Below are 20,060 nucleotides of genomic sequence, written 5' to 3'. Positions count from 1 at the left end.
CACCACCTGCCATTTAATAAACTATAAATTATAAACAATTTAAACTTAAATTAAGGGAGGGGCCATGTTACCCATCCCTTATATATTATACATATTATTTATTATTTGTCATCTTCTACTTTAAAATCTGCATCAACTACATTATCATCTTTAGGTGCTTGAGTTCCAGCATTAGCTCCACCCATATTATTTGGATCAAAGCCTGCTCCTTCTGCTCCACCATTAGCTTGATATATTTTAGCAGATACAGCATAAAATTCTTGTGTTAATTCTTCTGTTGCTTTTTTTATAGCCTCTAAATCATTTCCATCTTTAACTGCATTTACAGCTTTAATTTTTTCTTCTATTTTAGCTTTATCTTCTGCAGAAACTTTGTCTCCTAAATCTTTTAGAGTTTTTTCTGCTTGATATACCATCTGATCTGCATTATTTTTTACTTCAATAGTTTCTTTTCTCTTTCTATCTTCTTCTGCATATCTTTCTGCTTCTTTTACAGCTTTTTCAATTTCATCATCACTTAAATTTGTTGAAGCAGTAATTGTAATATTAGCTTCTTTTCCTGTACCCTTATCTTTTGCAGAAACATTTACTATACCATTAGCATCTATATCAAAAGTAACTTCAATTTGTGGGACTCCTCTTGGTGCTGGTGCAATTCCTGATAAAGTAAATCTTCCAAGAGACTTATTATCTGCAGCCATCTGTCTTTCACCTTGAACTACATGTATCTCAACAGATGTTTGACCGTCTGCAGCAGTTGAGAATATTTGACTTTTTCTTGTTGGTATTGTTGTATTTCTTGGAATTAAAGGAGTAGCTATTCCACCTAATGTTTCTATTCCAAGTGTCAATGGAGTTACATCAAGAAGAAGTACATCTTTAACATCTCCAGTTAAAACACCTGCCTGAATTGCTGCTCCAACAGCAACACATTCATCAGGATTAACACCTTTTGATGGTTCTTTACCTGTAAAATTCTTAACTGCTTCTTGTACAGCTGGTATTCTAGTAGAACCACCAACTAATATTACTCTATCTATTTCATTTATTGAAAGTCCAGCATCTTGGAGTGCTTTTCTCATTGGCTCAATAGTAGCCTCTACTAAATCATGAGTTAATTCATTAAATTTAGCTCTGGTTAAATTCATATCTATGTGCTTTGGACCTGTAGCATCAGCTGTTATAAATGGAAGATTTATATTTGTTTGTAATGAAGATGATAATTCGATTTTTGCCTTCTCAGCTGCTTCTTTTAATCTTTGAAGAGCCATTTTATCATTTCTTAAATCTATTCCATTTTCTTTTTTAAATGTATCAGCTATATAATCTATAATTCTTTGGTCAAAATCATCTCCACCAAGCTTAGTATTACCATTTGTAGACTTAACTTCAAATACTCCATCTCCAAGTTCTAGTATAGATACATCAAATGTACCTCCACCTAAATCATATACAAGTATTTTATGACTTTCATCTTGTTTATCAAGACCATAAGCAAGTGATGCGGCTGTTGGTTCATTTATAATTCTTAAAACTTCAAGTCCTGCAATTTTTCCAGCATCCTTTGTTGCTTGTCTTTGACTATCATTAAAATATGCTGGAACAGTAATAACAGCTTGAGTAACCTTTTCTCCAAGATAAGCTTCTGCATCAGCCTTAATTTTCATTAGTATCATAGCTGAGATTTCTTGTGGAGTATATTCTTTACCATCTATATTTACCTTATAGCTTGTTCCCATATGTCTTTTTATTGATATTATAGTTCTGTCTGGATTAGTTATTGCTTGTCTTTTTGCAATTTGACCTACAAGTCTTTCTCCATTTGCTTGAAATGATACTACAGATGGTGTAGTTCTTCCTCCTTCTGAGTTAGGAATAACTACTGGTTCTCCTCCTTCCATAACTGCTACACATGAATTAGTTGTACCTAAATCGATTCCTATTACTTTTCCCATATTAAAATCCTCCTTTAATTAAATATTCTTTCAAATTTTAAATTGAATATATTTCTGTTTCTAATTTGCAACTTTAACCATACTATATCTTAAAACCTTATTTCCTCTAATATATCCTTTTTGAAATACCTCAACAATTTCTTTTTCTCCATAATTTTCATCTTCAATATGCATAACTGCATTATGAAAATTAGGATCAAATTTTCCATCTGTAGATATTTCTTCTACATTAAGTTTATCTAAACTATCCTTAAATTGCTTAATAACCATGTCAATTCCTTTTTTTATATCTTCAACACTTCCTTCTACAGTAGCAGCCCTTTCTAAATTATCTAAAACTGGTAATATATTTTTTAGAACATCTTCACACGCTTCTGTATATATAGACTCTTTTTCCTTATTAGTTCTTTTTCTGTAATTATCATATTCAGCTGTAATTCTTAATATTTTTTCTTTTAGAGCCTCAATTTCATTATTTAATTTAGTATTTTCATCTTGTAATTTTTTATTTGAATCTTTTAATTCTTTAACCATAGCTTCTAATGAATTCTCTTTATTTTCTTCTATACATTCAAACTCCTTATCTTCTAATATCTCTGCCTCATCAGAAATTTCAGTTTCTTTAGCTTTATCAAAAATATTATCTTCTTTAATTTCTTCAAAAGCAGTTTCATTTTTATTTTCTTTTTCCATTACTCACTTCTTCCTTTCGTAGTTTTTACATTATAAAATATAATTAAATAAAATAATTATTTTTATCAAGAAACTATTTATTATCTAAATACTTTTTGCTCAATGCATCATTTACTTCTTTTACTATTTTAGTAAGAACAGTAACTACTTTTGCATAAGGAATTCTAGTAGGTCCTATAACTCCTATAACTCCTAAAGGTCTATCTCCTAATCTATAAACTCCTGAAATAACGGCACAATCTTTTGCACTTTCAACATAATTTTCTTCTCCTATACTTATAGATATAGAACTATTAGTATTTAAAAGACTTTGAATGAGTTCTTTATTATCTATTAAGTGTAAAAATTCTCTAGCTTTTTCTATATTATTATACTCTGGATAATTAAATATATTTGTTGTACCTTCTAAATAAACCTCAGAGTTCTCTGCTTCATTTAAGCTTTCATAAAGTGCTGGTATGATAGCATCAAATATTTCTTCATGATTAGCCAAATCTATTTTTATACTGTTAATTACAGATAAATTTATTTCTTCAATAGTAAGATTTTTTAATTTATTATTTAAAATGTTGCTTAATTTAATAAGTATACCATTATCAATTGGTTTTTTTATTCTAATTATAGTATTCTTAATCAAACCTGTATCTGTAATTATTACTGCTAAAACTGCATTATTATCAACTTTTACAAGTTGAATAGATTTTAAATAACTTTTTTTAGCAGACGGAGTTTTCACGATGCATGTTAATTTAGTAAGTTCTGATAATAATTGAGTAGCTTGCTTAATAATTTTATCAACTTCGTAAAGAGCTGCATTTAATATTTGATTTTTTATTAAAATTTCTTCTTCTAAAGATAATGAAGTAAGTTTCATTAACTTATCTACATATAATCTATAACCTTTATTTGAAGGCTTTCTTCCAGAAGAAGTATGAAGATGTTCAAGATATCCCATTTCTTCTAAATCAGCCATCTCATTTCTTATAGTTGCAGAACTTATCCCTAAATTATACTTTTTTGCTATGGTTCTGGATCCAACAGGCTCAGCAGTATTAATATAATCATTAATTATAGCCTGAAGTATTTTTATTTTTCTTTCATCCATTTCCATATTTTCCTCCTAATTTATTTAAAAGTTCTGAACATATATTTTGTTAGCACTCAGTATTGGTGAGTGCTAATTGCCATGATTAAAAAATATCACTCTATAATTGTTTTGTCAATTTATTATTAAACACAAAAATAAATTATAATTTAATAAAATATGTATTTAAGTTAATATTCCTCCTATTTTCTTATCTTTTCACTTTATTTTAATTTAATATAAATTCACACATAACTTGATTTGATAATTTAACTCCTTCATAAGAAAGATATATACGATCTTTATTTTTTATTAACAAATTTCTTTTTACAAATTTTTCTATAACATCTTTATATATATCGTAAATATCTATTTTAAATCTATTTTTAAAGTCTTTTATGGATATTCCTTCTATTTTTCTAAGACCTAAAAACATAAATTCTTCCATTTCATCTTCTATAGTATTTTTATATTCTTCTATTACTGCATTTTTATTTTTATTTATCATATTTATATATTTTTCTATATCATCATAATTTTTATACCTTAATCCTTCTATATATGAATGCGCTCCAGATCCACATCCTATATAATCTTTTAGGTTCCAATATGTTAAATTATGCTTGCATTCTAAATTTTTTTTTGAAAAATTAGATATTTCATATTGTAAATATCCATTATCTTTTAAAAAATTTACACAAAAATCATACATTGCTACTACGTCATCTTCATCAGGAAGGTTTAATTTTCCTTTTCTATCCATATCATAAAAAACAGTTCCTTCTTCAACTATTAAGCTATAACAAGATATATGTTCTGGATTTAATTTTATAACTTCATTAAGAGTTTCTTTAAAGTCATTTAAACTTTGATTTGGAAGTCCCATCATTAAATCAACATTAATATTATTAAAACCTATTTTCCTTGCTTCATTATAAGTATTTATAAACTGTTCTCTGTTATGTATTCTTCCTATTTTTTTTAACAAACTATTTTGCCATGCTTGAAGCCCTATGCTTAATCTATTTACTCCCATGCTTTTAAAAAATTCAAGCTTTTCTTTACTGAAACTATCTGGGTTACCTTCAACTGTAAATTCAAAATTTTCATCTTTATCTAAATTATCGATAGAATTTTTTAAAATATTTAAACACTCTAATGTTAAATAGGTGGGAGTTCCCCCACCTATAAAAATTGTGTTAACTTTTTTATTTACTTTAAAATTTATCTCCTTACATAAAGCCAAAATATATTCATACATAAAATTTTCTTTACCTGAAAATGATGGGAAATCACAATATAAGCACTTTTGTCTACAAAACGGAATATGTATATATAATGATATTCCATTATTCATAAATATTTTCCCCTTTTAATCTATTTTTAAAATTGACATAAAAGCTTCTTGAGGTACTTCTACTGTACCTATTTGTCTCATTCTCTTTTTACCTTCTTTTTGTTTTTCTAGGAGTTTCTTTTTCCTAGTTATATCTCCTCCATAACATTTTGCAAGTACATCTTTTCTAAGTGCTTTCACAGTTTCTCTAGCTATTATCTTACCACCTACTGCGGCTTGAATTGGTATTTCAAACTGTTGTCTTGGAATTATTTCTTTTAATTTTTCAGCTATACCTCTTCCTCTACTATAGGCTCTTTCTTCCGGTACAATCATAGAGAGAGCATCTACTACATCGCCATTTAATAATATATCTAATTTTACAAGTTTACTTTTAGCATAGCCTTTTAATTCGTAATCCAATGAAGCATATCCTCTTGTTCTAGATTTTAACACATCAAAAAAATCATATATTATTTCATTTAAAGGAATATCATAATTAAGTACTGCCCTTGTTGCTTCAATATATTGCATATCTTTAAATATACCTCTCCTATTTTGGCATAGTTCCATAACAGCTCCAACATAATCAGTAGGAGTAATTATAGATGCTTTTACAATAGGTTCTTCCATGTATTCTATCTTAGAAGGTTCTGGCATATTAGTTGGATTTGTAAGTTCTATTGTACTTCCATCTGTTTTAGTTATTTTATAAATAACAGAAGGAGCAGTAGTTATAATATTTATATTATATTCTCTTTCTATTCTTTCTTGAATAACTTCCATATGAAGAAGTCCTAAAAAACCACATCTAAATCCAAAGCCTAATGCTATTGATGTTTCTGGTTCAAAGCTTAAAGCAGCATCATTTAATTGAAGTTTTTCAAGTGCTTCTTTAAGTTCTTCATAATCAGCTCCATCTACTGGATATATTCCGCTAAAAACCATAGGTACAGCAGGCCTATAACCTTCAAGTGGTTCTTTAGCTGGTCTATCTGCTTCTGTTATAGTATCTCCAACTCTCGCATCTTTAACAACCTTAATTGAAGCTGTTAAATAACCTACATCTCCTGCACGAAGCTCATCTATAGGTTTCATTTGAGGTACAAATACTCCGATTTCTGTAACATCATATATTTTATTTGTAGCCATTAGTTTAATCTTAGTCCCAACTTTTATCTTTCCTTCTTTAATTCTTATATGACATATAACTCCTTTATAACTATCATAATAAGAATCGAATATAAGTGCTCTTAAAGGAGCTTCTTCGTCACCTTCTGGTGCAGGAATATTCTCAACTATTGCTTCTAAAACTTTATCTATGTTTAATCCAGATTTTGCAGAAATAAGAGGTGCATTTTCTGCTTCAATACCAATTACATCTTCTATTTCTTTTTTAACTTCGTCTGGTCTTGCACTTGCAAGATCTATTTTATTTATTACAGGTACAATTTCAAGATTATGATCTATTGCAAGATAAGTGTTAGCTAAAGTTTGAGCTTGTATACCTTGAGTAGCATCTACAACTAATACAGCACCCTCGCAAGCTGCAAGGCTTCTAGATACTTCATAATTAAAATCTACATGTCCTGGAGTATCTATAAGATTTAATATGTATTCTTCTCCATTTTCTCTTCTATAAACAAGTCTTGCAGCTTGAGCTTTTATTGTAATTCCTCTTTCTCTCTCAAGTTCCATATTATCAAGTACTTGCTCTTCCATTTCTCGTTGGGTTAAAGTTCCTGTTTTTTCAATTAATCTATCTGCAAGAGTAGATTTTCCGTGATCTATATGGGCAATTATCGAAAAATTTCTTATATGTTTTTGTCTGTCTGTAGCCATAACTTTTACCCCCATTGTGTAAATAAATCAAAATAAATTATATCATAATAATTAAGGAATGTGTCAATATAATAATTATTGTTAATTTGTTATTTTATTTTTAATATTATAAAAAACTTCTTTATTTATATATATAATATAATTTCCTATATCAAATTTTAAATCAAAAGGATTTTTATTATATGTAATTTTAATATTAGATCTATCTTTAATGAAGTCTGGAAGTTCATTGCTTATTTTTATAAATCCATAAAAAATTACTGATACACAAAATAAACTGACAGTAAAATATTTAATTTTTTTAAACATGAAAAGTACCTCCTTAATATAAAGGATGTACTTTTTTATAAATTTCTATTCAATTATAATTAAATTTTATAAATTAATTTATATACCTATTTATATCATCTAATCCTAAAGCTGGCTGCAATGCTATGTTTATTCCATTTGCTATTACTTTAGAAAGAGAATCTATAACTAAGTCCACTTCTTTAGGTGTAACCATAAGATTTCCAACATAAGGATATAAAATTTCTTCTATCATTTTATGTTTTTCATCTTTATCTATTGATTTAAGCATATTATAAAATTTTCCTTCTTTAGGAGCTTGATTTATCATTTCGTCTATTGCTAAATCTATAGTATCATTTGCCATAGTTGCTGCATCTACCACTGTAGGAACTCCAATTGCTATAACTGGAATACCCAAAGTCCTTTCACTTATTTCCATTCTTTTATTTCCTACTCCTGATCCTGGAGATATTCCACTATTTCCAATTTGTACAGTCCTATTTACTCTTTCCATCTTTCTAGAGGCAAGAGCATCTATACATATAATTATATTAGGTTTTATTTTTTCAACTACCCCTTTTATTATTTCACTAGTTTCTATTCCAGTAGTTCCTAAAACTCCAGGAGACAAAGCACATACAGGTCTTATTTCTTCATCAATATTATTTGGGACTAATTCTTTTAAATGCCTTGTTATCATTAATCTAGATATAACTTTAGGACCTAATGCATCTGGAGTAATATTAGAATTTCCAAGTCCCACTACTAACGCTGTCATACTTTTATCTAATTTAATCATTGGAATCAATGATTTAGCAAGTACTTTACTAACTTCATCCATAGTATCGCTATCATAATGTGTAACTTCTGGAATATCAATGGTTATATATGTGCCTATGGGCTTGCCCATAGCCTTTTCTCCTTCTTCGTTTATTATTTTTACTTTAGTAATTTTTATATCTTCATCATTTTCTTCATAAACTTCTACTCCTGGTATTTCACCTCCATTTTCATTTTGATATATTTCCTTTGCTTCTATAGCTAAATCAGTTCTAACATCTCTCATTAAATTATCGTCCTCTAAATAGGACATTTCACCTCTTTACCTTTAATTTTATTATTAGTTTTACCATTATTTTAATAAATAATACTTGAAGTATATTATAATAAATGCTATAATACCTTTGTTATATAAGAGAAACTCGTACGCAGATTTCCCCAAACTGCTGAGGCCCTATTAAATCATAAGGGGGTGAATAAAAAATGGCAAACATAAAGTCAGCTCAAAAAAGAATAAAAGTAACACAAACTAAAACACTTAGAAATAAGATGATAAAATCTTCATTAAAGACTATGATTAAAAAATTTGAAGCTGCTGTTGCAAACGGAAATTTTGACGAAGCAAAGCTTGCTTTTATAAATGCTACTAAGGCTTTAGATATGGCTGCTTCAAAAGGAGTAATTCATAAAAATAAAGCTTCAAGAAAAAAATCAAGACTTGCTGCAAAATTAAATGCATTAAACGCTTAATAAATAAACCGGTGTATAATCAACCGGTTTTTTATTTTTTAATATATACTTGTATTTATTATTAAAAGTTCCATTTCTGTTTTACTATTTAATGAAGAAGTTTTTAAAATTTCTTCAGTTTTTAAACATAAATTAATAGCTTGTTTTAATCCTTTTATAGTGAATTTCTTGCTTTGGACTATCATTTTACTACATATATAAGGATTTAATTTTAATTCTTTAGCTAAAACTTCACTATTTTTTCCACTCTCTATTCCAATTTTTATCTGAAGTAAAATATTAAATTGACGTTCTATCATATATAAAATATATGGAATTTTTTCTCCTTTAAATATAAGTTCATTAAAAATATTTAATGCTTTTTCTATTTTTTTTGAAGATATGCTATCTACTAAATTAAAAATATCATTATCTGTTTTAGGAGGTAAAAGTTTTAATATATCCTCTTTAGTTATATCTCTTTCAAAAGCATACATACATAACTTTTCAACTTCATTTTTAATTATATTCATATTATTTTCTAAACTTTCACAAAAAAGCTTTAACTCAAAATTACCTATATTCTTTCCTTTATCTTCAAATATTTTTTTTACTTTTTTTTCAAGATTTTGTCCAGTAAGTTTATTAAATTTAACTACACAAGCTTTTTTATCTATTTTTTTTAAATTATCACTTATCTTTTCTCTATCATCATCAAAAATATAATACATTATTAAAATACAATGCTTGGCTGGGTTTTCTATATACTTTGTAATTATTTCTAATTTTTTTTTAGATTCTTGGTCTTCATTTTCTTTTAAAAAATTGGCTCTATATACAACGACTACTTTTTTATCACTAATAAAAGGTATAGTTTCGCATGTATTTACTATATTAAAAGCATCCGCAGTTAAACCATCAAATTGTACATAATTTAATTCTTTAAATGATTCTTGTACATTTTTATTAACTATAATGTCTATAGTTTCTTTAATAAGAGCTTCTTCAGTTCCGCAAAAAATATAACAATTATCAAAATTATTTTTTTTTATATTTTTTTCAAGTTCTAAATAATCCTGCAAATCCCAATACTCCTTTCAATTATTAATATTATAACTAATATAAACTTGATTAAATAATATATTATAAGTATAAATCTGTATTTTTTTACCATTTAAATAATATTTATTTTGAGGATAATTAATTATTTTAAAAACGTCTTTATTGTTATTTATAATTTGTGAATCATTATATGTTATTACAGTTTTAAGATTATCAGATATTACCTCTAATTCTATATTGTCTTTAGAATTAAAAATTTTTATATAACAATCTTTCTTTAATTTTAATGTAATATTTTTATTATAAGTATTTATTGTTTTTGTTATATAAAATTTTTCTTTTATAGATTTTAAACTTTCTTCATCAAAATTTTGCTGATCATATATAAGCACCCTATCCAATTTATAACTTATAATTACACTATTAATATTATTAATACTTACAAATTGTATTTTAGGTATAAAGTTATAGTATTGACTTAATGTTATAAACAAAGCAATTATAGGTACAAATTTTAACTTATCATTGCCTTTTTTAACTAATATAAAAGATACTATAATACTAAATATAGCAATACTATCTATATATGACATATAACTTACTTTAGGAGATATTTTTAATAAAATATACTGTGCTCCATCTAATATTATTATAATGATATGTATTAATTTACACAATAAATTAAATACTAAATCTATGTTTATAAAAATTAACGCTATATTTCCACATATAACAACTATAGTGTAAATTGGTAAAAGTATTAAATTACCAGGTATAAAACCAAAGCTTATATTTCCTAAAGTTAGTGATGCATAAGGCATTGAAAATGCTTGGGCACTCAAAGTTAAGCTTAAACTTTCATTTATACTTTTAGGAAGTTTGTATAATGTTCTTTTTATTTTATCAAAATATAAAATTATACCTAAAGTAGATAAATAGGAAAGATTAAATCCTAAATCTACTGCATAATATGGATTTATTGTTAAAATAATAAGCGCCGACAAACTTAATGAAGAAATAGCATCATAATTTTTATATACTTTTTTAGAAAGTTTAAGGATTAAAATCATAATGAAAGACCTTATAGTTGCTGGTTGGGAACCAGTGAAAATCATATAGGCAAATGAAATTACTATAGAAGGTATTATACCTAAAATTCCTTCCACGACTTTATATATTATAGCTATATGAAATCCAGATACACTTATAGCATGAATAATTCCAAGTCTATTAAAACTATCCCTTTGAACGTTTGAAAGATATTTAGTTTCTCCAAAACAAATTGACATAATAAAAGCCGCATTTTCTTCCCCTAAATTCTTCGTAAATTTGTAAGAAATATTTCTTTTCAAATTATTAATATTATATATAATATCTTTTTTGTAAACTTTATAATTATCTATATAAAATTCTCCAACTAACCCTTTATTAAAATCTGATTTTTTTTCAAATTTACCATAAGCTAATATTTTATCTCCTTCTAGAATTTCATTAAGATTTCCTTTTAATACTATTTTTTTCCCATTTGACTGACCTATAGCATAAAAATCTTTTAATTCTTTTATTCTTATAGTTTCAATTTTATCAAAGGAATTGAAACTATAATAAAATAAATTGCTAAAAAAACCTAATAAGAAAAAAGCTATTATAAGTATAGAAAAACTCTTTTTTATCGTAAAGAAGATTATTATTAAAAAAGATGCAGCTAAAACTGCACCTAACAAGGCAATATTTTTAAAAAGTACATAGGATATACAGCCTATATATAATGATATAGCGTAAAAAACAATTGGTTTATAAGGGTTCATTATTTTTTGTTATATCTAAATGTGTAGGAACAGCATATCCTGTTTTATAACTGCCTTCCTGTTTTTTAACATCAAGAGTAATTCTAACACTATGGAGAGGTTCAATAAATTCTATGTTTTTCACTTCTGGTATTCCTTCTCTTCCTCGCATTAAGAAAAAAGTTTTTGTTATCTCTTCTGCAGCCTCTTTAGTTACATCTTCATAACTTAAAAAATAATCTTCTTCTGGTATATTTAAATAAACAATATTGCTTCCAAAAATATCAGTTTCTATAATATTTTCTAGCATTTTAAAACCACCTCCATATTTATTTTATCCAAAAGATTAAAGTTTAATCAAAACTATTATATATATAAGTATAAGACTTAAATTAAATAAATATTTTATAATTATTTAATTAACTTGGAGGTGTTAAAAATAAAAATAGGAATAATATCTGATACGCATATTTCAAAAGATATATATATAATTGATATACTTATAGAAAAATTTTTTAAAGACATAGATTTGATAATTCATGCTGGAGATTATAGAAATATTAAAGTAATTGAAGCAATAAAAAAGCATAAAAAATTTATTGGTGTTTATGGTAATAATGATGGAAATAAAATACGAAAAGAACTAAAAGAAAAGGAAATTATAAAACTTAATGGCTATAAAATAGGTATATATCATGGTATTGGAGAAAGCAATATCACAATAGATAATGCATATGAAGTATTTAAAAAAGATAAATTAGATGTAATAATATTTGGTCATAGTCATGAACCTATAATAAAATTCATAGATAAAACATTAATGCTAAATCCTGGTACTCCCACAAGTAAAAAAAAGAAAAGATGGCATTCTATTATAATTTTAGAACTTGAAAAAGACTATATTAATGCTCAACTTAGATTTTTTAATAAATTTTAATTTATTAGCTGTATATAAAAATAATCTGACAAAAAATTTTTATCAGATTATTTTTATATTTGGCGGGAACATGTGGGAATCGAACCCACCAATCGTGTTATTAGCACGACTGCACAGTTTTGAAGACTGGCAGGCACACCAGTACCTATCTATTCCCTTATTATATTTTATAATTTTATATTAAAGTATATAATAAGTCAATATTATAAAATCATTTTTTATATAATACTCTAATATCTCCTAATCTTTTAGTAAGCTTTATATTATCAAAATGTTCTAATAATATTACTGCATATTTTCTGCTAGTATTTAACATATCCCTCATTTTTGCAACTGATATATTTCCATTTTCATTTATAAATTTAATTACTATTTCTTTTGCATATTCATAATGCTTTTTTAACAATATATAATCTTCTGAAACCTTTATAAGTTCACCACTATCTATAAGTGAATCATATACTATTTTAAAATCTTTTTTATTTTGAACTATTTCATCATATTTAGGCGGCATATATTTAGAATTCATATATAAATTTATTATTTTATCTTTAATTAATTGATTTTCTTTATTGTATTTTACTTTAAAATTATATAAGAAAATGTAATTTCCATTAATATTTATAATTTTTTTATTCTTTAAAATTTCTAATATTTCATCATAAATTTTTTGTTTTATGTTTTTACCAAAAATTTTAATTTTTATTTCTTCTTTAGAAGCTCCAATTTTTAATGGATTATTTTTATGAAAATGTATCAAATACTTTTCTATTTCTTCACTTTTATGTTTTATAAAATTTTTATGAATATAAATAGGTTTGTCCAGTGATATAAGCTTAATTATTTTTTTGCATTGAACTAATTCTTCTAGTTTATTTTGTATATTTACCTCATTTTTACCTATAGATTTTGATATTGTATTAATATTTGGATATTCATAGCTTATTTTTTCTAAAGTTTTTTCAAGTACACTTTCAAAATTTCCACTTTCTTTAATATTTAATTCTTCTATATAATTTTTATCAAATCTTTTTGCTTTTTTAGCTAGCGGTTCTATTATTGTTCCTCCCCCTAATGTATACATAGGAGAATAATTTCTAATAACAAATTTATCGTTTTTTTGCGCTGTTAAAGGTTCTTCAAGTCTAAGCTGCACATAAGATTTTTCTCCTGGCAATATTTCTTCTTTATCTAGTATTATAATCCTGCATAAAATTTCATTTGTACCATGATAAAGTTTTACTCTTTGCCTATTTTTAAGAGGTTTTTCACAAGATTTTAAATAGTAAAAAGAACAATCAGTTATAAGTGATGGAGCCATTGTATTTTTAGTGGCTATAACATCCCCTCTTTTTATTTCATTTAATTTTATATTTGATAAATTTATAGCACATCTTTGTCCTGCTTCTGCAAATTCAACTTGATTTTCATGCACTTGAATTCCTCTTATTTTAGATAAAATATGTGATGGATATATTTCTACAATATCTCCTTCTTTTATTTTACCACTTATTATAGTACCTGTTACTACTGTTCCAAACCCGCTTACTGTAAAAGCTCTGTCTATTGGCATCCTAAAAAAACCTTCTATATCTTTAGTTTCTACTTCTTCTGTAATTTTATCTATATCATTTACTAATTCTTTAATGCCAGTACCAGTTTTCGAAGAAACAAAATGAATAGGAGCATATTGAAGAAAAGTATCTTTAAAATAATCATTAATATCTTCTTTAAGCATTTTAAGCCATTCTTTATCTACTAAGTCAACTTTCGTAATAACTATAATACCTTTTTTTATCCCTAAAAGCTGTAATATTTCAAAATGTTCTTTTGTTTGAGGCATTATTCCTTCATCTGCGGCTATAACTAGTAAAACTACATCAATTCCACTTACTCCGGCTAATGCATTCTTTATAAATTTTTCGTGTCCAGGTACATCAATAATTCCAGCTCTTTTCCCAGAAGGCAAATCAAAAAATGTAAATCCGAGATTTATAGAAATACCTCTTTCCTTTTCTTCTTTTAAAGTATCTGTATCTTTACCTGTTAAAGCTTTTATAAGTGTAGTCTTACCATGATCTATATGACCCGCTGTACCTATTACAATGTGTTTCATATTTATCACCATTAAAATAATTTTTTTAATGAGTCAGCAATTAAATTAAAATCTCTATCAAAAATTGTTCTTAAATCCATATAAACTTCTCCATTATATATTCTTGTTATAATTGGGACTGAATTTTCTCTTAATCTTTTTTCTATTTCTTCTGCACTATATATATCACTTTTAAGTTTAAGTACATAAGTATCTATTTTTTCTGAAGGCATAGCTCCTCCACCTACTATAGAATAGTCTTTTTCAATCTTTATTTCTAAATTTACATTTTGGTTTTTAAGTTTATTCCTTAAATTTTGTGCTCTTTTTTTATGTATTTCTTTAGGAGTCAAAATGGAATAAAGAGTAGGTATATTTTTTATAGCATATTCTTCATCTAAATAACATTTTAATGTTCCTTCAAGTGCAGCCAAAGTCATTTTGTCAACTCTAAGTGCTCTTATAAGCTGATTTTTTTTTATTTTATCAATATATATTTTTTTGCCTGCTATGATACCAGCTTGAGGTCCTCCAAGCATTTTATCTCCACTAAAAGTAACTATATCCACATTTTTTTTAATACTATCCATAACAGTAGGTTCATATACAAATCCATATTTAGAAAAATCCACAAGTACACCGCTTCCTATATCTTCTACAACAGGTATATCATATGCCTTACCTAATGAAACAAGATCTTCTAAAGGTATTTCTTTTGTAAATCCCATAATTTTAAAATTAGAAGTGTGTACTTTTAAAAGCATTCCTGTATTTTCATTTATGTTGTTTTCATAATCATATAAATGAGTTCTATTAGTAGTACCTACCTCTACAAGCTTTGCTCCACTAAATTTCATTATATCTGGAATTCTAAAAGATCCACCTATTTCAACTAACTGTCCCCGTGATACTATTACTTCTTTATTATTACAAAATGTGTTCAATATAAGCATTACAGCTGCTGCATTATTATTTACAACCACAGCAGCCTCTGCTCCTGTTATCTTTTTTATTAAATCTTCTACATGACTATATCGTGATCCCCTATCTCCAGATTCAATGTTATATTCTAAATTATTATAATCGCCAGAAATTGATATTACATTTTCTATTGCTTCTTTACATAATATGGATCTTCCTAAGTTAGTATGTAGGATAACTCCTGTAGCATTAATTACTTTTCTTAATTTAGGAATTTTTTTTCTTTGTATTTTTTTATAAAAACAATCTAAAATGTCTTTATTGTTAAATTCTTTAATTTTTCCTAAAATAATGTCATTTCTAAATTTATCTATAGCTTCTCTTAAGCTTTCAATCACAATTGATCTTGTAGTACTTGAAAGTTCCTTTTTTACTATATCTTCTTTAAGCATTTCATCTATCTTAGGAAGTTTTCTAAGTAATTCTTTATTATTCATTAAATAATAATTTTCTCCTTTCTGAAATTAAATTACTATTATTCCACTATTATGTATTTTTCTTTTAAAGGTAATACTTCTCCAATAATTTCTGCCTTTATTCCAGCATTATTAAGATCAGTAATTATTTTTTCACCTATATTATTACTGCAAGAAAATAATAAGCCTCCAGAAGTTTGAGGATCAAATAATATATCTGAAAACCATTCAGGTATATTTTTAAGTTCATATTTGCCTTCTAAATAAGCAATATTATTGTAAGTACCCTGTGGCACTAATCCCATTTGTGCATATTCTTTTGCTTCCTTTATATATGGTATATTATTTTTATAAAATTTTAAAGTTACATTTGAAGCACAAGCCATTTCATAACTATGGCCTAAAAGTCCAAAACCAGTTATATCAGTGCAAGCAGTTATATTATAATTTGTTATTATTTCTGCCGCATATTTATTTAAAGTAGACATAACTTTTACTGCTTCATTATATGCATTTTTATTAACTATTCTTCCTTTGATTGCTGTGTTTATTATACCAGTTCCTAAAGGCTTTGTTAAAATAACAATATCTCCTATATTGCACCCAAAATTTTTAAGTATTTTTTTAGGATGAACAATTCCAGTTACAGATAATCCATATTTAGGCTCATTATCATCAACAGTATGTCCTCCAACAACTACAGCGCCTGCTTCAATTACCTTATCTGCTCCACCTTTTAATATTTCAGCTAATATATCTAAAGAAAGGCATAGTGGGAAACAAACAATATTCAATGCTACTAAAGGTTTCCCTCCCATAGCATATATATCACTTAAAGCATTTGCAGCAGCAATTTGTCCAAAAGTATATGGATCATCAACTACAGGAGTAAAAAAATCTAAAGTTTGTATTATGGCATTATTATCATCTAATTTATAAACAGCTGCATCATCTGATGTTTCTATACCTACTATTAAATTTTTATTTTCCATTTTAGGAATTTTATCCAGAATTGTTGAAAGGGTCTCCGGCCCTATTTTAGCTGCTCATCCAGAAGTTCTTGTCATTTCTGTTAATCTTTTCTCCAAAATAACCCCTCCTTACAAAAATTATATACTAATAAATTATATTTTATAGTATTAATTATCTAATGTCTATTATGTCTTTAAATTTATCTATAGTTTTTTTACCTATGCCATCTATTTTATCTAAATCTTCAATAGAATTAAAATATCCATTTTTTTCTCTATAATCAACAATCTTTTGAGCTGTAACAGCCCCTACTCCAGGTATTTTATCTAATTCTTCAATAGTAGCAGTATTTATATCTATTTTATTATTTTCTGAAGCTACTCCATTTAAAATTCCTGTAGATTTAATATTATTTGCATTATCTGTCTTTTTATCTACATATATATAATCTTCATCTTTTAATTTTTTGGCTAAATTTAGTTTACTATCTGGATTTATCTCATCTGTAAATCCACCCGCCTCTTTAACTAAGTCTTCTACTATACTACCATATTTTAATCTGTAAACTCCTGGTTTTTTTACTTCACCTTTTATGTATACTGTTATAATTTTCTCTTCATTTTTTTGATTATTTTCATTGAAAGTACTTTCAACAAATATATCATCTTCATTTAACTTTAAATTTTTAGATTTGTTTAAATTTAATCCTATAACTAAAAAAATTATAAGCATTACTAATATAACTACTGAGCCAATAATTTTTTGTTTTGTCTTCATAATATTTCCTCCATTACTTTGTAAATATTAATTTCATTACTGATTATTGACAATTTTTTAAAATTTTATCGCTTATTTAAACATTTTTTGATATAATTAGATTAATTACATACAAGGAGGCAAAAATGAAACGATTTTTTATTTTATTATGTATTTTTCTTATTTTAGCTTTTAATTATAAAAATTATATAGTTTTTGCAAATACTCTTCCACCTTCTGTTGCTTCTGATGGTGCAGTATTGATGGATGCTGATACTGGCACTATATTATACTCTAAAAATATGAATACAGCATATCCACCTGCATCAACTACAAAAATTATGACTGCTCTTTTAACTATTGAAAATATAAATTTAAATGATGTTATTACAGTTAGCAAAAAAACTCCTTATGTAGATGGAAGTAAAATTGGAATATTTGAAGGTGAAGAAATAAAAGCAAAAGATTTATTATATGGATTGCTTCTTTTATCTGGAAACGATTGTGCTGAGGCTCTTGCAGAACATATAAGCGGTTCTACGGATACTTTTGCAAAGCTTATGAACAAAAGGGCAAAAGAACTTGGATGCGAAAATACTAATTTTGTTAATCCACATGGTCTTTATGATAATAACCATAAAACGTCAGCTAAAGATTTAGCTATTATTTTAAATGAAGCTATGAAACATCCCGAATTTAGAGAAATTGCTTCTACTTTTATTTATAAAATACCACCTACAAATAAACATCCAGAAGGAATATATTTAGCCAATGAAAATAAATTAATTCAAAAAAACTCTAAATACTACTATAAAGAAGCTGAAGCCGGTAAAACAGGCTATACAACTCAATCTGGATTTTCATATGTAGCAAGTGCAATTAAAGACAACCATAGGCTTATTTTAGCTCTAGTACATAGCAACACAAAAAGTTATTATGAAGATAGTGTAAAATTATTTAATTATGGATTTAATAATTTTGAGGTAGTATCTTTATTTAAAAAAGGTGATATTGTAACTACATTATCTCAAAACAATTTAGTTATACCACTTGCTGCCTATGAAGATTATTATTATATCAAAGAAAAAGGCTCCAATATTAAACCTGAATTTAAATTATTGGAACCAAATATAAAAAGCAAAACTTTTAAAAAAGGAGATATAATAGCAGAAGCATCTATAAATTTAAATGGAAACATATTACCAAATCTTAAATTAGTAAGTACAGTAGACTATAAATATACTTCTAATTTGAAACAATCACTTATATCAAATAAAAGTAAATTTAATATAGCTTTATATGGTATATCAATACTTTTAATAATATCTATATTAACTTTTATTATTAAAAAAAAAAGAAAATTAGATGTTATTTAAAATATATATTGTTTTTAATAATATAGGGTTTCAAAATTAAATTTAACTTTGAAACCCTATATTTAATTGATATTACTTAATTTTTTTATTAATTCTTGCATATCTTTTGGGAGATTACTTTCTAAAGTTATTATCTCTCCAGTTCTTGGATGAGGGAAAGCTAACTTATAAGCATGTAATGCCTGCCTTTTTATATATATATCATCTTTATCCGTTCCATATAAACTATCTCCATAAATAGGATTTCCAATATAGCTTAAATGAACTCTTATTTGATGAGTTCTTCCAGTGTCAAGAGTAAGCTTAACTAAACTTCCTAAATTAAATTCTTCAATAACATTAAAATGTGTTATACTTTTTTGACCTCTATAATCTACAATTCTTTTTATACTATCTTTTTCAGGCCTATAAATAGGCAGATCTATTGTACCTTCCTTTGATTTTAATTTTCCATGTACTATAGCTAAATAATTCTTTTTAAAATTATCATTTTGCATATCTCTTGCTAAAGCCATATGTGAAAATTGATTTTTGGCAATTAAAATTAATCCTGAAGTGTCCATATCAAGTCTACTTACTAGCCTTACTATACAATTTTCATTTTTTTCTTTAAAATAATATAAAAGTCCATTAGCTAGAGTCCCATTAGGATAACTTTTAGTAGGATGTACAACAATCCCAGAAGGCTTATTTACGACTATTACATCCATATCTTCATACACAACTTCTATTTCCATTTTTTCTGGTTCTATATTCTGACTTTCTTCTTTAGTTACATCAAATGTTATAATATCATCTTTTTTTAAAATATAATTAAGTTTTACTATTTTATCATTTACCTTTATTTTATCGTGGAGTGCAGCTCCTCTAATAAGTCTTCCTGAGAGCTTAGCTACTTTTTTTAGATATTCTCTAAGCTTTAAACCATCTTCTTTTTCACATACCTTAAAAATTAAAAAATTATCCAT

General features: G+C 26.1%; 18 protein-coding genes and 1 tRNA gene. 3 read left to right on the top strand and 16 right to left on the bottom strand.

Features of this window, described 5'->3' with window-relative positions; translation table 11 throughout:
- Positions 1-101: 101 nt before the first annotated feature.
- The 7 genes from dnaK to gpr form a co-directional block, all read right to left on the bottom strand.
- A complete protein-coding gene (gene dnaK / locus B5D11_RS02550; protein WP_078681482.1) occupies positions 102-1,955 on the bottom strand; it encodes a molecular chaperone DnaK in 1,854 nt (617 codons plus the stop codon).
- 60 nt (positions 1,956-2,015) lie between these two features.
- Complete coding sequence (gene grpE, locus B5D11_RS02545) at positions 2,016-2,648, bottom strand: nucleotide exchange factor GrpE (protein ID WP_078681481.1); 633 nt, start codon at positions 2,646-2,648, stop codon at positions 2,016-2,018.
- Positions 2,649-2,721: 73 nt separating this feature from the next.
- On the bottom strand, positions 2,722-3,759 hold the full coding sequence (gene hrcA, locus B5D11_RS02540) for a heat-inducible transcriptional repressor HrcA (protein ID WP_078681480.1): 1,038 nt from the start codon (positions 3,757-3,759) through the stop codon (positions 2,722-2,724).
- 202 nt (positions 3,760-3,961) lie between these two features.
- Positions 3,962-5,089: a radical SAM family heme chaperone HemW gene (gene hemW / locus B5D11_RS02535; RefSeq protein WP_078681479.1), complete on the bottom strand. Its 1,128-nt coding sequence runs from the start codon at positions 5,087-5,089 to the stop codon at positions 3,962-3,964.
- 15 nt (positions 5,090-5,104) lie between these two features.
- The gene (gene lepA, locus B5D11_RS02530) at positions 5,105-6,910 is read right to left on the bottom strand and encodes a translation elongation factor 4 (protein ID WP_078681478.1); all 1,806 of its coding nucleotides are present in this window, start codon (positions 6,908-6,910) and stop codon (positions 5,105-5,107) included.
- 81 nt (positions 6,911-6,991) lie between these two features.
- Entirely contained in the window at positions 6,992-7,219 is a 228-nt protein-coding gene (locus B5D11_RS02525) for a hypothetical protein (protein ID WP_078681477.1), read from the bottom strand.
- Positions 7,220-7,292: 73 nt separating this feature from the next.
- Positions 7,293-8,267 (bottom strand): GPR endopeptidase, encoded by a 975-nt coding sequence (gene gpr, locus B5D11_RS02520; RefSeq protein WP_078681476.1) that lies wholly within the window; start codon positions 8,265-8,267, stop codon positions 7,293-7,295.
- Positions 8,268-8,464: 197 nt separating this feature from the next.
- Between gpr and rpsT the strand changes: the two genes are divergently transcribed.
- Positions 8,465-8,731 (top strand): 30S ribosomal protein S20, encoded by a 267-nt coding sequence (gene rpsT / locus B5D11_RS02515; protein WP_078681475.1) that lies wholly within the window; start codon positions 8,465-8,467, stop codon positions 8,729-8,731.
- A 38-nt stretch (positions 8,732-8,769) separates the two neighbouring features.
- Here rpsT and holA read toward each other — a convergent pair whose 3' ends face one another.
- The 3 genes from holA to B5D11_RS02500 are packed head-to-tail and all read right to left on the bottom strand — an operon-like array spanning position 8,770 to position 11,869.
- Entirely contained in the window at positions 8,770-9,792 is a 1,023-nt protein-coding gene (gene holA / locus B5D11_RS02510; RefSeq protein ID WP_078681474.1) for a DNA polymerase III subunit delta, read from the bottom strand.
- Between the two features lie 15 nt (positions 9,793-9,807).
- On the bottom strand, positions 9,808-11,580 hold the full coding sequence (locus B5D11_RS02505; RefSeq protein ID WP_078681473.1) for a ComEC/Rec2 family competence protein: 1,773 nt from the start codon (positions 11,578-11,580) through the stop codon (positions 9,808-9,810).
- Positions 11,567-11,869 carry a hypothetical protein gene (locus B5D11_RS02500; RefSeq protein ID WP_078681472.1) on the bottom strand — a complete coding sequence of 101 codons (303 nt, stop codon included), beginning with the start codon at positions 11,867-11,869 and terminating at the stop codon, positions 11,567-11,569. The genes B5D11_RS02505 and B5D11_RS02500 overlap by 14 nt, the downstream gene beginning before the upstream one ends.
- Positions 11,870-11,989: 120 nt before the next feature.
- Here B5D11_RS02500 and B5D11_RS02495 point away from each other — a divergent pair, with 120 nt between their 5' ends.
- The gene (locus B5D11_RS02495; RefSeq protein WP_228201960.1) at positions 11,990-12,496 is read left to right on the top strand and encodes a YfcE family phosphodiesterase; all 507 of its coding nucleotides are present in this window, start codon (positions 11,990-11,992) and stop codon (positions 12,494-12,496) included.
- Positions 12,497-12,556: 60 nt separating this feature from the next.
- On the opposite strand, the gene B5D11_RS12615 is transcribed toward B5D11_RS02495, so the two are convergent.
- From B5D11_RS12615 to B5D11_RS02475, 5 genes are all read right to left on the bottom strand, one after another.
- A tRNA-Sec gene (locus B5D11_RS12615) sits at positions 12,557-12,653 on the bottom strand.
- Between the two features lie 54 nt (positions 12,654-12,707).
- The gene (gene selB / locus B5D11_RS02490; protein ID WP_078681471.1) at positions 12,708-14,612 is read right to left on the bottom strand and encodes a selenocysteine-specific translation elongation factor; all 1,905 of its coding nucleotides are present in this window, start codon (positions 14,610-14,612) and stop codon (positions 12,708-12,710) included.
- A gap of 11 nt (positions 14,613-14,623) precedes the next feature.
- Complete coding sequence (gene selA, locus B5D11_RS02485) at positions 14,624-16,009, bottom strand: L-seryl-tRNA(Sec) selenium transferase (RefSeq protein WP_078681470.1); 1,386 nt, start codon at positions 16,007-16,009, stop codon at positions 14,624-14,626.
- Between the two features lie 38 nt (positions 16,010-16,047).
- Complete coding sequence (selD, locus tag B5D11_RS02480; RefSeq protein ID WP_127836415.1) at positions 16,048-17,079, bottom strand: selenide, water dikinase SelD; 1,032 nt, start codon at positions 17,077-17,079, stop codon at positions 16,048-16,050.
- Positions 17,080-17,131: 52 nt separating this feature from the next.
- Positions 17,132-17,737: a helix-hairpin-helix domain-containing protein gene (locus B5D11_RS02475; protein WP_078681469.1), complete on the bottom strand. Its 606-nt coding sequence runs from the start codon at positions 17,735-17,737 to the stop codon at positions 17,132-17,134.
- A 125-nt stretch (positions 17,738-17,862) separates the two neighbouring features.
- Here B5D11_RS02475 and B5D11_RS02470 point away from each other — a divergent pair, with 125 nt between their 5' ends.
- Positions 17,863-19,092, top strand: coding sequence for a D-alanyl-D-alanine carboxypeptidase family protein (locus B5D11_RS02470; protein WP_078681468.1), 1,230 nt, complete (start codon positions 17,863-17,865; stop codon positions 19,090-19,092).
- A gap of 62 nt (positions 19,093-19,154) precedes the next feature.
- Here the strand turns inward: B5D11_RS02470 and B5D11_RS02465 are convergent, their stop codons facing one another.
- Positions 19,155-20,060 carry an RluA family pseudouridine synthase gene (locus B5D11_RS02465; protein WP_078681467.1) on the bottom strand — a complete coding sequence of 302 codons (906 nt, stop codon included), beginning with the start codon at positions 20,058-20,060 and terminating at the stop codon, positions 19,155-19,157.

This window comes from Clostridium sp. USBA 49, assembly GCF_900167505.1.
In the GTDB taxonomy this organism is placed as follows: Bacteria; Bacillota; Clostridia; order Clostridiales; family Clostridiaceae; genus Clostridium_AT; species Clostridium_AT prolinivorans.
The sequence above is the reverse complement of the archived record's forward strand: the minus strand, read 5'-3'. Positions and strand labels throughout refer to the sequence as shown.